Source organism: Mycolicibacterium baixiangningiae, from assembly GCF_016313185.1.
GTDB classification, from domain to species: domain Bacteria; phylum Actinomycetota; class Actinomycetes; order Mycobacteriales; family Mycobacteriaceae; genus Mycobacterium; species Mycobacterium baixiangningiae.
In genome coordinates, this window is sequence record NZ_CP066218.1 from 5209978 (window position 1) to 5223866 (window position 13889).

Annotated in this window: 14 protein-coding genes; 1 reads left to right on the forward strand and 13 read right to left on the reverse strand. The window is 68.3% G+C overall.

Annotated elements, in window-relative coordinates; genetic code table 11:
• Nucleotides 1-6: 6 nt before the first annotated feature.
• The 4 genes from I7X18_RS24755 to lysS all read right to left on the reverse strand — a co-directional run bounded on the left by I7X18_RS24755 (nucleotide 7) and on the right by lysS (nucleotide 5252).
• Complete coding sequence (locus tag I7X18_RS24755; RefSeq protein WP_193046624.1) at nucleotides 7-222, reverse strand: CbtB domain-containing protein; 216 nt, start codon at nucleotides 220-222, stop codon at nucleotides 7-9.
• Between the two features lie 225 nt (nucleotides 223-447).
• Nucleotides 448-2973 carry an ATP-dependent protease ATP-binding subunit ClpC gene (gene clpC1 / locus I7X18_RS24760; RefSeq protein ID WP_193046625.1) on the reverse strand — a complete coding sequence of 842 codons (2526 nt, stop codon included), beginning with the start codon at nucleotides 2971-2973 and terminating at the stop codon, nucleotides 448-450.
• A gap of 341 nt (nucleotides 2974-3314) precedes the next feature.
• Nucleotides 3315-3659 (reverse strand): histone-like nucleoid-structuring protein Lsr2, encoded by a 345-nt coding sequence (gene lsr2 / locus I7X18_RS24765; RefSeq protein ID WP_193046626.1) that lies wholly within the window; start codon nucleotides 3657-3659, stop codon nucleotides 3315-3317.
• 114 nt (nucleotides 3660-3773) lie between these two features.
• Nucleotides 3774-5252, reverse strand: coding sequence for a lysine--tRNA ligase (gene lysS / locus I7X18_RS24770; protein ID WP_404822826.1), 1479 nt, complete (start codon nucleotides 5250-5252; stop codon nucleotides 3774-3776).
• A 170-nt stretch (nucleotides 5253-5422) separates the two neighbouring features.
• Between lysS and I7X18_RS24775 the strand changes: the two genes are divergently transcribed.
• Nucleotides 5423-6670, forward strand: a complete 1248-nt coding sequence (locus I7X18_RS24775) for an alanine racemase (protein WP_193046628.1) — start codon at nucleotides 5423-5425, stop codon at nucleotides 6668-6670.
• Here I7X18_RS24775 and I7X18_RS24780 read toward each other — a convergent pair whose 3' ends face one another.
• The 9 genes from I7X18_RS24780 to folE form a co-directional block, all read right to left on the reverse strand.
• The gene (locus tag I7X18_RS24780; protein WP_193046629.1) at nucleotides 6671-7486 is read right to left on the reverse strand and encodes a type III pantothenate kinase; all 816 of its coding nucleotides are present in this window, start codon (nucleotides 7484-7486) and stop codon (nucleotides 6671-6673) included.
• Between the two features lie 86 nt (nucleotides 7487-7572).
• Nucleotides 7573-8514: a pantoate--beta-alanine ligase gene (panC, locus tag I7X18_RS24785; RefSeq protein ID WP_193046630.1), complete on the reverse strand. Its 942-nt coding sequence runs from the start codon at nucleotides 8512-8514 to the stop codon at nucleotides 7573-7575.
• On the reverse strand, nucleotides 8511-9452 hold the full coding sequence (locus I7X18_RS24790) for a Rossmann-like and DUF2520 domain-containing protein (protein ID WP_193046631.1): 942 nt from the start codon (nucleotides 9450-9452) through the stop codon (nucleotides 8511-8513). The genes panC and I7X18_RS24790 overlap by 4 nt, the downstream gene beginning before the upstream one ends.
• Nucleotides 9453-9534: 82 nt before the next feature.
• Nucleotides 9535-11001 (reverse strand): DUF6779 domain-containing protein, encoded by a 1467-nt coding sequence (locus tag I7X18_RS24795; RefSeq protein WP_193046632.1) that lies wholly within the window; start codon nucleotides 10999-11001, stop codon nucleotides 9535-9537.
• 76 nt (nucleotides 11002-11077) lie between these two features.
• The gene (locus I7X18_RS24800) at nucleotides 11078-11557 is read right to left on the reverse strand and encodes a DUF3180 domain-containing protein (protein WP_193046633.1); all 480 of its coding nucleotides are present in this window, start codon (nucleotides 11555-11557) and stop codon (nucleotides 11078-11080) included.
• A complete protein-coding gene (folK, locus tag I7X18_RS24805) occupies nucleotides 11557-12087 on the reverse strand; it encodes a 2-amino-4-hydroxy-6-hydroxymethyldihydropteridine diphosphokinase (protein WP_193046634.1) in 531 nt (176 codons plus the stop codon). The genes I7X18_RS24800 and folK overlap by 1 nt, the downstream gene beginning before the upstream one ends.
• Entirely contained in the window at nucleotides 12084-12461 is a 378-nt protein-coding gene (gene folB / locus I7X18_RS24810; protein ID WP_193046635.1) for a dihydroneopterin aldolase, read from the reverse strand. The genes folK and folB overlap by 4 nt, the downstream gene beginning before the upstream one ends.
• Nucleotides 12454-13260: a dihydropteroate synthase gene (gene folP, locus I7X18_RS24815; protein WP_193046872.1), complete on the reverse strand. Its 807-nt coding sequence runs from the start codon at nucleotides 13258-13260 to the stop codon at nucleotides 12454-12456. The genes folB and folP overlap by 8 nt, the downstream gene beginning before the upstream one ends.
• Before the next feature lie 20 nt (nucleotides 13261-13280).
• Complete coding sequence (folE, locus tag I7X18_RS24820; RefSeq protein WP_193046636.1) at nucleotides 13281-13886, reverse strand: GTP cyclohydrolase I FolE; 606 nt, start codon at nucleotides 13884-13886, stop codon at nucleotides 13281-13283.
• Between the last annotated feature and the right edge of the window lie 3 nt (nucleotides 13887-13889).

Here is a 13889-nt window from a genome sequence, read left to right on the forward strand (position 1 = left end):
GGTCGGTCAGTGGCAGGGGAAGCCGAGGAGATGGCGGGCGTCGTGGATGAACTCGTGGACGGCGGTGTTGTCGCCGAACACCGAGGTCGCGCCCTGGTCGAAGCCGAGGAAGTAGAGCGCCAGCAGCGCGAGGAATGCGGTGGCCGACAGCCAGACCGCCGAACGCGTGGCCGTCAGGTCGACGGCCGGTACCCGGGTCTTGTGTGCTTGCGGTGACGTCATCGGGGGTCCTTTCCGGGATTTCGCGTCCCGTGTGGGGTGAGCAGGGGTCGGGTCTGACTCTCACAGTGGCGCGACCGTTCTGGATTCTCACCAGATTCCTTCGCCTGCCGATTACATCGCACATCCTAAGCACTGCGCGCAGGAATCGCGCCGTCACCCTGGAACCGACGTTGAACAGCGAAACGGGCGGCCACCCGAAGGTGACCGCCCGTCTGCGATTCGTCGTTACTCGGCCGCGCCGGCCTGGGCCAGATCCGGCTCAGCAGGTTCGGTGCGCTTCGGCCCACCCGAGAAGGTGAACTTGGCGTCCTCGCCAGCGCCTTCGCCGTCCCAGTTCTCGACGTCGACGGTGATCAGCTGACCGGGTCCGATCTCGTCGAACAGGATCTTCTCCGACAGCTGGTCCTCGATCTCGCGCTGGATCGTGCGACGCAGTGGCCGCGCACCGAGCACGGGATCGAAGCCGCGCTTGGCCAACAGCGACTTGGCCCGGTCCGTCAGCTCCATCACCATGTCCTTTGCCCGCAGCTGGTTGCCGACCCGGCCGATCATCAGGTCGACCATCTGGATGATCTCGTCCTGCGTCAGCTGGTGGAACACGATGATGTCGTCGATACGGTTCAGGAACTCCGGGCGGAAGTGTTTCTTCAGCTCGTCGTTGACCTTCTGCTTCATCCGCTCGTAGTTGTTCTCGCCGCCACCCTGGGTGAAGCCGAGCCCGACCGCCTTGCTGATGTCGCTGGTACCGAGGTTCGAGGTGAAGATCAGCACGGTGTTCTTGAAGTCGACCGTGCGGCCCTGACCGTCGGTGAGCCGGCCGTCCTCGAGGACCTGCAACAGGCTGTTGTAGATCTCCTGGTGGGCCTTCTCGATCTCGTCGAACAGCACGACACTGAACGGCTTGCGACGCACTTTCTCGGTGAGCTGGCCGCCCTCCTCGTAGCCGACGTAGCCCGGAGGGGCACCGAACAGCCGCGAGGCGGTGAAGCGGTCGTGGAACTCGCCCATGTCGATCTGGATCAGCGCGTCGTCGTCGCCGAACAAGAAGTTCGCCAGCGCCTTGGACAGCTCGGTCTTCCCGACACCGGACGGGCCGGCGAAGATGAACGAGCCCGACGGACGCTTGGGGTCCTTCAGTCCGGCGCGGGTGCGGCGGATCGCCTTCGACACCGCACGGACCGCATCTTCCTGACCGATGATCCGCTTGTGCAGCTCGTCCTCCATGCGGAGCAGACGCGTGGTCTCCTCCTCGGTCAGCTTGAACACGGGGATGCCGGTCCAGTTGCCGAGCACCTCGGCGATCTGCTCATCGTCGACCTCGGCCACGACGTCGAGATCGCCTGAGCGCCACTGCTTCTCCCGCTCAGCGCGCTGGGCGACCAGCTGCTTCTCGCGGTCGCGCAGGTTGGCGGCCTTCTCGAAGTCCTGGGCGTCGATCGCCGACTCCTTCTCCCGGCGCGCGTCGGCGATCTTCTCGTCGAACTCGCGCAGGTCTGGCGGAGCGGTCATCCGGCGGATGCGCATGCGGGCGCCGGCTTCGTCGATCAGGTCGATCGCCTTGTCCGGCAGGAACCGGTCGTTGATGTAGCGGTCGGCGAGTGTCGCGGCGGCCACCATCGCGCTGTCGGTGATCGAGACGCGGTGGTGCGCCTCGTACCGGTCGCGTAGACCCTTGAGGATCTCGATGGTGTGCTCGACGGTCGGCTCCCCGACCTGAACCGGCTGGAAGCGGCGCTCCAGGGCGGCGTCCTTCTCGATGTACTTGCGGTACTCGTCGAGGGTGGTGGCACCGATGGTCTGCAGCTCACCGCGGGCCAGCTTCGGCTTGAGGATGCTGGCGGCGTCGATCGCACCCTCGGCGGCACCCGCGCCGACGAGCGTGTGCAGCTCGTCGATGAACAGGATGATGTCGCCGCGGGTGTTGATCTCCTTGAGGACCTTCTTGAGGCGTTCCTCGAAGTCACCGCGGTAGCGGCTGCCGGCGACCAGCGAACCGAGGTCGAGGGTGTAGAGCTGCTTGTCCTTGAGCGTCTCGGGAACCTCGCCGTGGACGATCGCCTGTGCGAGGCCCTCGACGACAGCGGTCTTGCCGACGCCGGGCTCGCCGATCAGCACCGGGTTGTTCTTGGTGCGGCGGCTCAACACCTGCATGACCCGCTCGATTTCCTTCTCGCGGCCGATGACGGGGTCGAGCTTGCCCTCCATCGCGGCGGCGGTGAGGTTGCGACCGAACTGGTCGAGCACCAGGGAGGTGGACGGGTTGCCGGACTCGCCACCGCGGCCGCCGGTACCGGCTTCCGCGGATTCCTTGCCCTGGTAGCCGCTCAGCAGCTGGATGACCTGCTGGCGCACACGCGTCAGTTCGGCGCCGAGCTTGACCAGAACCTGGGCGGCGACACCCTCACCCTCGCGGATGAGCCCGAGAAGGATGTGCTCGGTGCCGATGTAGTTGTGGCCGAGCTGCAGCGCTTCGCGCAGGGACAGCTCGAGCACCTTCTTGGCGCGCGGGGTGAAGGGGATGTGGCCGGACGGCGCCTGCTGGCCCTGGCCGATGATCTCCTCGACCTGGCTGCGCACGCCTTCCAGCGAGATGCCCAGCGACTCCAGTGACTTGGCCGCTACGCCCTCACCCTCGTGGATGAGTCCCAGCAGGATGTGCTCGGTGCCGATGTAATTGTGGTTGAGCATCCGGGCTTCTTCTTGCGCCAGGACGACGACCCTGCGGGCACGGTCGGTAAAACGTTCGAACATCGGTGGTTACCTGCTCTCCATCGCATAGGTAGTGCACGTAGTCCGGAGGCGCCGCTAGTGCTGTTGCCACTGAACTCCAGTACACCTGCCGTCCACTCTATCGGGCGGCTGCACCGGGCGCCGTGGTTGGCGGTCCGTACCGCCTCGGCTGCCAGGACCCCGGGCGCAGCCTGTGCCGCGCCGTTCGCCCTGTTCCCGCTGCTGACTATGCCAACGCTGCGGTGGGGCGATTCGTTTCCGATGGCGGGCATCGTTTGGTTCGCCACCAGCGAAAGCCGGCCCCACCTGGGGATGAGACACGAATGGGCAACACCCGAAGGCGTTGCCCGATTCGCCGGAGTTCAGGTGGCGGCGTGGAAAGCGTCGATGACGTCGGCGGGGATGCGACCGCGGGTCGACACATTGTGTCCATTGCGGCGGGCCCACTCACGGATCGCGGCACTCTGCTCGCGGTCGATGGCGCCCCGGCCCCTGGTCGGGCCTGTGGTCGCGCGGCCACGGCGACGACCGCCGACGCGCCGTCCGGCGTCGACCCACTGCCTGAGGTCTTCGCGAAGCTTCTTTGCATTCTTCGTTGAGAGGTCGATCTCGTAGCTGACTCCGTCGAGTCCGAATTCAACCGTTTCATCGGCGGTACCTTCACCGTCGAAATCATCGACCAACGTGACGGTGACTTTTTTCGCCATCAGCTCACACTGACCCTTCTACCTGCGCTTGGTGGATAGTTTTGGCAACCGAATCTCGACTACCAATGTGCCACACGAACCTACACTATTCAACGACGCCCCAAACACAGGTCTTCAGTTGCTGTGACGGCGCACTATCGGGAAGAGAATTGTCTCTCTAATTGACAGACCGGTCAAGGCCATCAACAGCCGGTCGATCCCCATTCCGGTGCCGGTCGTCGGCGGCATCCCGTACTCCAATGCGGCGAGGAAATCGTCATCGAGAACCATTGCCTCGTCGTCACCGGCCGCCGCGGCGCGCGCCTGGGCCTCGAATCGCTCCCGCTGGATTACCGGGTCGATGAGTTCGGAGTAGCCGGTGGCCAACTCGAACTTGCGGACGTAAAGGTCCCACTTCTCGGTGACGCCCAGAATGCTGCGGTGCGCGCGGGTCAGCGGTGTCGTCTCCAAGGGGAAATCCCGCACGAAAGTGGGCGCCCAGAGGTGTTCGCCGACGGTGTGTTCCCACAGTTCTTCGATCAATTTGCCGTGGCCGTAACCGCGGTCACGGGCAATCTCCACGCCGAGTCGGTCGGCGATCTTCCATAGGTGCTCGACCGGGGTCTGCGGAGTGATCTCTTCGCCCAGCGCCGCGGAGAGTGACGGGTACATTTCGAGCGAGTCCCACTCACCATCAAGGTCATAGACGGTGCCGTCAGGCAATGGCACCTGGCGGGTACCGATGGCTTCGTCGGCGACTTCCTGAATAAGTTCCCGCGTCACCTCGGCGGAATCGTTGTAGTCGCCGTAAGCCTGATATGTCTCCAGCATCGCGAATTCCGGCGAATGCGTGGAATCGATGCCTTCGTTTCGGAAGTTGCGATTCAGCTCGAAGACCTTCTCGAAACCGCCGACCAGCGCGCGCTTGAGGAACAGTTCGGGCGCGATACGCAGGTATAGGTCTACATCGAGCGCATTCGAGTGCGTGACGAACGGACGGGCGGCGGCGCCACCGGCGAGGGTCTGCAGCATCGGCGTCTCGAGTTCGAGGAATCCGCGCCGCTCGAGCGCGTTGCGGACCGCACGCACCACGGCCACCCGCTGGCGGGCGATGGTGCGGGCCTCCGGACGCACGATGAGGTCGACGTAGCGCTGCCGGACCCGTGCCTCTTCGCTCATCTCTTTGTGCGCGACCGGTAGCGGCCGCAACGCCTTGGAGATGATTTGCCAGGAATCCGCGAGCACAGAGAGCTCGCCGCGGCGCGAACTGATGACCTGCCCGTGCACGAAGACGATGTCACCCAGGTCGACGTCGGCCTTCCAGCTGTCGAGCGACTCCTGGCCCACCTCCGCGAGGCTGATCATGGCCTGCAGCTGGGTACCGTCGCCCTCCTGCAGGGTGGCGAAACACAGCTTGCCCGAGTTGCGGGCGAACACCACGCGGCCGGCGACGCCGACGATCTCGCCGGTCTGGGTGTCGATCGGCAGTTCGGGAAATGCGGCACGCAATTCGGCGAGGGTGTGCGTGCGGGCGACTTCCACCGGATAGGGGTCGCGACCCTCGGCCAGCAGGCGTTCCCGCTTGGCCTGACGAATGCGGAACTGCTCGGGGATGTCAGGGTCGTTCTCGGGCGCATTGTCGTCGGGCGCGTTGTTCTCGGGCGCATTGTCGTCGCCGGCGGTCGGTGTCACGGGGTGCCAGCTTAACGCTGCAGTAGCGGCTCCTTCACACGCCGCGACCGCCCTACCCGATCGATGGCAACCGCGACGCCTTTAATGAACGGATGCCCAGCCTCATCGACCACGCCGCCGTCGCGGCGCTGGCGAACCAACCACTCGACTGGCGGTTCAAGGGGCTGCCCGCCGAATGGTGGGGCGCCACGCCCGCGCAGATCCGCGGGCGGGCGCCCGACTTGTTCTCCTCCGGGATGGTCGGTCCGGTGTGCGTGCTGCACGCGTCGGCGCTGACCCACAACCTGGTCACGATGGCGCGCTGGTGTCGCAGGCGCGGTGTCGACCTGGCCCCGCACGCGAAGACGCACATGGCTCCTGCGCTGCTGGCCCGCCAGCTCGACGCGGGCGCCATCGCCGCCACCGCCGCGACCGTCAGCCAGGTTCGTGTCCTGCGCGCCTTCGGGGTCGGCAGCGTCCTGCTGGCCAACGAGGTCGTCGACCCGGCGGGACTGGCCTGGCTGGCGCGCGAGATGGCCGCCGACCCGGACTTCCGGGTGGTCTGCTGGGTGGATTCGGTGCGCGGCGTCGAGCTGATGTCGACCGCGCTGACCGGGTCCGCGCGCCCGCTCGACGTGTGCGTGGAGGTCGGGATGGCCGGCGGCCGCACCGGATGCCGAACGGCCGCCGAGGTCGATGCGGTCGCCCGGGCGGTGACCGCCTCCGCTCAGCTCCGCCTGGTCGGGGTCGCGGGGTACGAGGCGGCGCGCGGACACGACGTGACGGCGGAGGCGCTGGCCGTGGTGACCGGCTACCTGACGGAGATGCGCGACGCGGTCGTGCGGCTGGCGGATGTCTTCGAGACCGAGGAGGTGCTGGTCACCGCGGGCGGCAGCACATACTTCGACCTGGTCGCCGACGTGCTGACCGGAGGGTGGCCCGCGGGGTCGACGGTGCGCACGGTCCTGCGCAGCGGTTGTTACCTCACCCACGACGACGGGCTCTACGACCGGACGTCACCGCTGCGCGATGCCGGAACCAGTGGCCTCACCGCGGCGATGAGCGTGTGGGCCCAGGTCGTCTCACGCCCGGAGGACGGCCTGGCAGTGCTCGGGATGGGACGCCGCGACGTTTCGTTCGACCAGGGGCTTCCGGTGCCCAAGACGCTGCGCGAGGCCCACATCACCAAGCTCAACGACCAGCACGCCTACCTGCAGCTCGGCGCCTCCGATCACGTGCAGGTGGGCGACTGGCTTCGGTTCGGCGTCTCGCACCCCTGCACGACGTTCGACAAGTGGCCGCTGATCCCGGTGCTCGACGATGACAACCGGGTGGTCGACCTGGTCCGCACGTACTTCTAGCTAACGCGCCGGCTTGAGGCGACCGCGCTGGCTGTCGCGGTTGCGTTCGTACACCAGGCGCAACCCGTCGAGGGTGAGGTGGCGGTCGTAGTGCGCGACGGTGTGCACGTCGGGAAGCACCAGCGGTGCGGTGTGGCCGGTCGCGACCACCGCGACGTCGGTACCGGAGAACCCCTCGACGTCGTGGCGGATGCGGTTGACCAGGCCGTCGACCAGACCGGCGAACCCGAACACCGCACCCGACTGCATGCACTCGACGGTGTTCTTCCCGATCACCGACCGCGGCCGGGTCAGCTCGACGCGGCGAAGCGCCGCCGAACGGGCCGCCGCGGCGTCCGACGACACCTGGACGCCCGGGGCGATCGCGCCGCCGAGGAACTCCCCCTTGGCCGAGACGACGTCGACGCAGATCGACGAGCCGAAGTCGACCACGATGGCCGCGCTGCCGAACCGGTGATAGGCCGCGAGACAGTTGACGATTCGATCCGCCCCGACCTCTTTGGGGTTGTCGACCAGCAGCGGAATGCCCGTCCGCACCCCCGGTTCGATCAACACGTGCGGCACCGACGGCCAGTACTGCTCGAGCATCAGACGGACCTCGTGCAGTACCGAGGGCACCGTGGACAGGCCGGCGGCGCCGGTGAGGCGCTCGGAGTCCTCACCGATGAGACCGTCGATGGTCAGCGCGAGTTCGTCGGCGGTCGCCTCGGCTTCGGTGCGGATCCGCCACTGCTGCACCACTTTCGCGTGGTCGCCCGATCCGGAGATCAGCCCGACGGTGGTGTGGGTGTTACGGACGTCGATGGTGAGCAGCACGGCGCTACCGCGTCATCTCTCGGGTCATTTCGTTCCCGCTCTGACGGTGGCGCGGTGGATCTTCGACTTCAGCATGGTGTGAAGCATCAGTTCCTCCAGGGCAGTTGGTGATCGGGCGAGCCGACACGGGGATGGCCGTCGATACCGCCCGAGGCACCGATGTCGACGGCGATGTTGTCCAGCAGCCGGGTCCGGCCCAGCCGGGCGGCCACCAGCAGGCGTGCCGCGCCCTCGACGGGCGCCGGCCCCAGCATCGGGTCGCGGATCTGCAGATAGTCGACGGCGATCGCGGGGACCTCGTCGAGTACGGCGCGGGCGGCGTCGAGTGTGGCGGCCGCGCCGGCGGACGCGGCGTACATGCCGGCCAGCAGGGCGGCCGACAGAGCGCCGGCGTGTTCGCGTTCGACCTCGTCGAGATAGCGGTTGCGCGAGGACAGCGCGAGCCCGTCGTCCTCACGGACCGTCGGCACCCCGACGATCTGGGTGTCGATGTTCAGGTCTGTCACCATCTGCCGGATCAGCACCAGCTGCTGGTAGTCCTTCTCGCCGAAGAAGGCGCGGTCGGGCCGCGCGATCTGGAGCAGCTTGCACACCACGGTGAGCACACCGACGAAATGGCCTGGGCGCGAAGCACCTTCGAGATCCTCACCGAGCGGACCGGGGTGGACAGAAGTCCGGATGCCGTCGGGGTACATATCGGAAACCGTTGGCGTGAAGGCGATCTCGATACCTTCACCGCGCAGCGCGGCGAGGTCGTCGTCGAGCGGGCGCGGATAGGCGTCGAGGTCCTCCCCCGCACCGAACTGCAGCGGGTTGACGAAAATCGACACCACCACGACGGCGCCCGGCACCCGTTTGGCGTGCCGGATGAGCGTCAGGTGGCCCTCGTGCAACGCCCCCATGGTCGGGACGAGCATGATGCGCCTACCGGTGGTGCGCAGCGCGCGCGTCACGTCGGCGATGTCACGCGGCCGGCGGTAGACGTTGAGCTCACCTTTGGTGAATTGCGTCGGGCGGCGGGTGATCACGACTGCGCCGCCAAAGCCGCGAAGACGTCGTCGGAGGCGTGCGCCCGTTGGGCGGTGCGCAGTGAGTTGGTCCGATATGCCTCTGCCAGTTGGGGGTTCACCTCGGCGAGCGCGCGCAGGTGCGCGCTGACCGCCGGCGCGTCGCCACGTGCCACCGGACCCGTCAGGGCGGCTTGCCCGCGCTGCAGTGCGTTCTCCAACGACGCCCGGGCCAGCGGGGCGATCACCCGCTCGGCGATTCCACCCGGTGCGTCCCCGACCATTTCCTGACCCAAGAGTTCCTGCCCCCACAGTGCGGACCGCAATGCCTCGACCGCGTCGAGGAGAACGGTGATGACGTGATTACCTGCATGCGCCAGCGCCGCGTGGTACAGCGCGCGAGCGTCTTCTCTGACCCGGAACGGTTCACCGCCGATCTCCAGCACCAGCGACTGGGCGATCGCGTAGCCGATGTCGTCGGCGGCGGTGACGCCGAAGCAGGCGTCGGACAGCCGGGCGATGTCCTCGTCCCCGCCGGTGAAGGTCATGGCCGGATGGACCGCCAGCGGAATGCACCCCTGTTCGCTCAACGGCGCGAGGATGCCGACACCGTTGGCGCCGGAGGTGTGGGCGACGATGGTGCCCGGACGGACCGCACCGGTGGCCGCCAGACCGGAGACCACGGCGGCCAATTCGGAATCCGGAACGGCGAGCAACAGCAACTCGGCGCGGCCGGCCACATCGTGGATGGGCAGGACCGCACTGTCGGGCAGTCTGCGCTCGGCGCGTTGGCGCGACGCCGCGGAGATGGCACTGCATGCGACCACGACGTGTCCGGCGCGTTCGAGTGCGACGCCCAGTGCGGTGCCGACGCGGCCGGCGGAGATGACGCCGACTGACAGCCGGGCCGGGCGCAGTCCGTCGGGCGGATCCCACGTCGGCGCAGGGGGCTGCTCCATTGCAGACGACCTCGCAAGTCTCGAGTTCTCGTTACGTTCCGGTCCTGCGGCGCAGGTACCGGACGACCGCTAGCAGATTAGCTCACGGCTCGCGGCGCCGACGACCGCCGCCCGTGGTGGGGTTGGCCTGCAGCCGGGCCAGCAGTTCGGCGACGGATTGCCCGCCGGTGTCCTCGAAGCTGCGGCGCCGCCGCGCGTGCGCCTCTTCGGCGGACTCCTCCGGGGGGCCCGGCTGCGGCTCGGGTGCCGGCGGGGCGGCCGGCTCGGCGGCCGGTGCCGGAGGCGGGGCAGGTTCCACGGCGTCCGCGCCTGCCGAGTGCTTACCGCGGCGCGGTTCGGGGGGCGGCGGTGTGGTCATCGCCGGTTCCTGGGCCCGTCGACGTCCGACGTAATCCGATGACTGCTCCTCTGCCACCGGGGTCGTCCAGTGGCTTCCAGGGGCTCCGGCCGGGATCCACTGGCCCTCGGCGGGTGCGGGTCGCCAGCCTCCGACCGGGGCCGGCTCCTGCTCCTGCGGTTGAGATGGAGTCTGCGGTGGCAAGGGCTCGGGCGCCGGTGCAGGTGCGGGCGCCGGTTTCGGTGCGGGTGCGGGTGCGGGTGCGGGACGCTGCCACGGAATCGGCGCCTGCTGCGCCGCCATCCCGGGTTCGGTGTCCGCCTCCGATTCCGGTGCCTGCTCTGGCTCTGGCTCTGGCTCTGGCTCCGGTTCTGGCTCCGGTTCTGGCTCCGGTTCTGGTTCTGGTTCTGGAGCCGGGGGTGGGCCCTGCGCCGGCGCGGGCGCCACCCAGGCCGGGGTCTCCTCCTGAGGAACCGGCTCCTCCGCACGACGTCGCCTGCCGCGTCGTTCGTCTTCGGGCGGCTCAGCTTCCGACGGACGCCGGTGCGCACCGCCGAACCCGGGCGGTGGCACCCAATCCGGTTCAGGCGGTTGCGGTTCGGCGGGCACGTCGATGATCGGGCTTTCCTCGGTGCGCGACTCGCTCTGGTCGACATCGGCTTCACGCAGCATCGCGTCGAGTCGGCTGCTGCTCACGCGGCCGGTGGTCTCGGAGTCGGGCGCCCAGTCACGGTAGGCGCGCACGGTGGTGCGGTCGTGCTCGAGGGCAGGCCTGTGCGCCAGATCGGTGTCGAACAGGATCTCGAGATTCGTTCTCAGCGCGGCGAGCTCGGCACGCAGTGCGGACACCTCGTCAGCGGCCTGGGCCTGCAGTTCGGAGGCGAGCTCGCGGCGCAGCTGTGACTCGACGGTCAGCTCGTATTCGCGGCGCGCCGAGATCTCCCGGTCCAGCTGAAGGTCGTAGACGAGCTTGAGATCGCGCGCCTTCGCCTGGTCGTGATCACTTTGCCGGCGATAGATCACCGAGACGAACGCGGCGGCCACCGCAGCCCACAACGCCAGGATGACGGCGAGTTTGAGCAACTCCACCCGGTTGGTGAACACCAGCGCAGAACTTGCCAGGATCGCCAGGACCAGCAACACTGTCAGCAGCATCCAGCCCGGCCTGCGATTGCCGCGCCGGGCGCGCGGTCCGCGGGGCAGGACAGTCATGGGCCGACTGTACCCGCCACAGGTCATCGAGCGTGTCGACCCGCGCGGCGATTCGAAGGCCGTCCCGGGAGAGCGTTCAGTCCGACGCCGGGTCGGGGTCTTCGGGCGGCTCGGGCGGCGACTTGCAGCAATGCTGAAGCCACAGACCGGCAACCATGAGCGCAAGCGCGCTGAGCGCCGCTACCACCACGCCGGCGGTGTCCTCACCGGCCGCCCGCAACGCACCGCGCTGCGGCAGCAGCTGTACGAGGATTCCCGCCCACCAGCCCAACACCGGGGCCCCCACCCATGCCGACGCTTTCGCGATCACCACCGAGCGGGCAACTGCGAGAGGGTGCAGGCGGCCCGGACCGTCACCGATCTCACCGTCGCGGATCTTGGTGCGCACGTTGACGCCCCACGCCGCGATCGCGACGGCGACGCCGAGCAGGGACAACCCGGTCCACAGCGTGATCGGCGGGAACATCTGCGGATAGGCCAGCAGCGCCGCGACGTATCCGAAGATGCCTGCCAGGAGCGCCGCGGCCGCGAGGTCGCGTTTACGGGTCGGGCCCATCAGTCCGCCGCTATCTCCGTGCGCAGGGCCAGGTCGGTCAGCCGGACGCTCGCGCGCTCGGCGGGATCGAGTTCCTCCAGCCACAGCGACACCGGACGCCTCGTGCCCGCCACCGTCAGCGTGGCGTCCGGATCGGCCGCCAGCCACGGCGTCAGAACGAACGCCCGTAGATGCGCGTATGGATGCGGCAACGTGAGTTCCGCTGTCGCAGAGAGTATCTCGTCGTCACCGTCGTGGCAGGTGATGATGTCGACGTCGAGGGTGCGGGGCCCCCAGCGCTGCCCGCGGATGCGGTCGGCGGCCTGCTCCAACGCCTGCCCGCAACGCAGCCAGCCGTGGCAGTCCAGGTCGGCATCATCGGCGATGAGCACCGCGTTGAGGAACGGACCCTGTTCGACACCACCCCACGCCGCGGTCTCGTAGACGGGTGACACCGCGCGTACGGCGCCACCGAGGCCGTCGACCACGGATTGCAACCGTGCCAGGCGGTCACCCACATTCGAGCCGATGGACAGCACGACTCTCGTCATCTGCGCTCCTCACGCGTGCGGGACCTGTGCGCCACCACTGCGACGTCGGAGAAGGTCAACGGGATCGGCGCTTGTGGTTTGTGCACGACCACCTCGACGGCCTCGATGCGGTCGTCGTTCATCACGTCCTCGGCGATCTCCGCCGCGACGGTCTCGATCAGATCCCGGGGTGGGCCCGCCACGATGTCGTGCGCCCGTTGTGCCAGACCGCCGTAGTCGACGGTGTCGGCGAGGTCGTCGCTGGCCGCCGCGGCGGTCAGGTCCAGCCACACCGTCAGGTCGATAACGAAGTCCTGGCCGTCGCGACGCTCGTGGTCGAAGACTCCGTGGTTGCCGCGAACGCTCAACCCGCGCAGTTCGATACGGTCAGTCACTCCCACCGCCCTCCCAGGCCTCCAGCACTCTCAGCGCGTCCACGGTGGCACGGACGTCGTGCACCCGCACGCCCCACGCTCCGTGCATCGCGGCCAGCGCAGAGATGACCGCCGTCGCGGTCTCCCGGCCGTCGGGCGGGCGCACCGCCCCGTAGGCGTCGGCGAGCAGGGCACCGAGGAACCGTTTGCGGGACGCTCCGACCAGCACCGGTATCTCCGTGGACACCAGCTCGTGGAGCGCGTGCAGCAGCGCCCAATTGTGTTGTCCGGTCTTGGCGAATCCGAGGCCCGGGTCGATGATCAGGTTCCGTGGCTCCACGCCCGCCGCGACCGCGGCGTCCACACTGGTGAGCAGCTCCGCGCGCACCTCGCTGACCACATCGCCGTAGGACGGCACCCGGTGCGGGTCGTCGGCGTCGACCGAACGCCAGTGCATCAGGATCCACGGCACCCCGGCTTCGGCGACCACCCGCGCCATGTCCGGATCGGCGCGGCCGCCGGACACGTCGTTGACGATCGCGGCGCCGTGTTCCAGAGCGGCCTCGGCCACCCGGGCGTGCATCGTGTCGATGCTCACCGTGATGCCGCCTGCCGCGAGCGCTTCGACCACCGGCACGACCCGAGCGGTCTCGACGTCCGGATCGACCCTGCTGGCACCAGGCCGCGTCGATTCGCCGCCGACGTCGATGATCGCCGCACCCTCGGCGGCCAGCGCCATCCCGTGTGCGACGGCGTGGCCCGCATCGAGGAACAAGCCTCCGTCTGAGAACGAGTCGTCGGTGACGTTGACGACCCCCATCACCTGCACCCCGGCGGCGCTCACTTCCGCAAGATCAGGTCCAGTGCCTCGGACCGCGAAGCCTTGTCTGTCTTGAACTGGCCGCGGACCGCGGAGGTGGTGGTGGTTGCGCCGGGTTTCCGGATGCCGCGCATCGCCATGCAGAGGTGCTCGGCCTCGACCACCACGATCACCCCGCGGGGGTCGAGCTTGCGCATCAGCGCATCGGCGACCTGACCGGTGAGCCGCTCCTGCACCTGCGGGCGCTTCGCGTACAGGTCGACCACCCGGGCGAGCTTCGAGAGCCCGGTGATCCGGCCGTCCTCGCCCGGGATGTATCCGACGTGTGCGACGCCGTGGAACGCCACCAGGTGGTGTTCACATGTGGAGTACATCGGGATGTCCTTGACCAGCACCATTTCGTCGTGCTGCTCGTCGAAAGTGGTGTTGAGGACGTCGTCGGGGTTGACGTAGAGGCCCGCGAACATCTCCTGGTACGCACGCGCCACCCGAGCCGGCGTGTCGATGAGTCCATGCCGGTCGGGATCCTCCCCGACCGCGATCAGCAGTTCGCGCACCGCTGCCTCGGCGCGCTGCTGATCAAACCCCGCGATGCTCACCGTGGCCGAGTTGTGCGACCGCGTCATCGA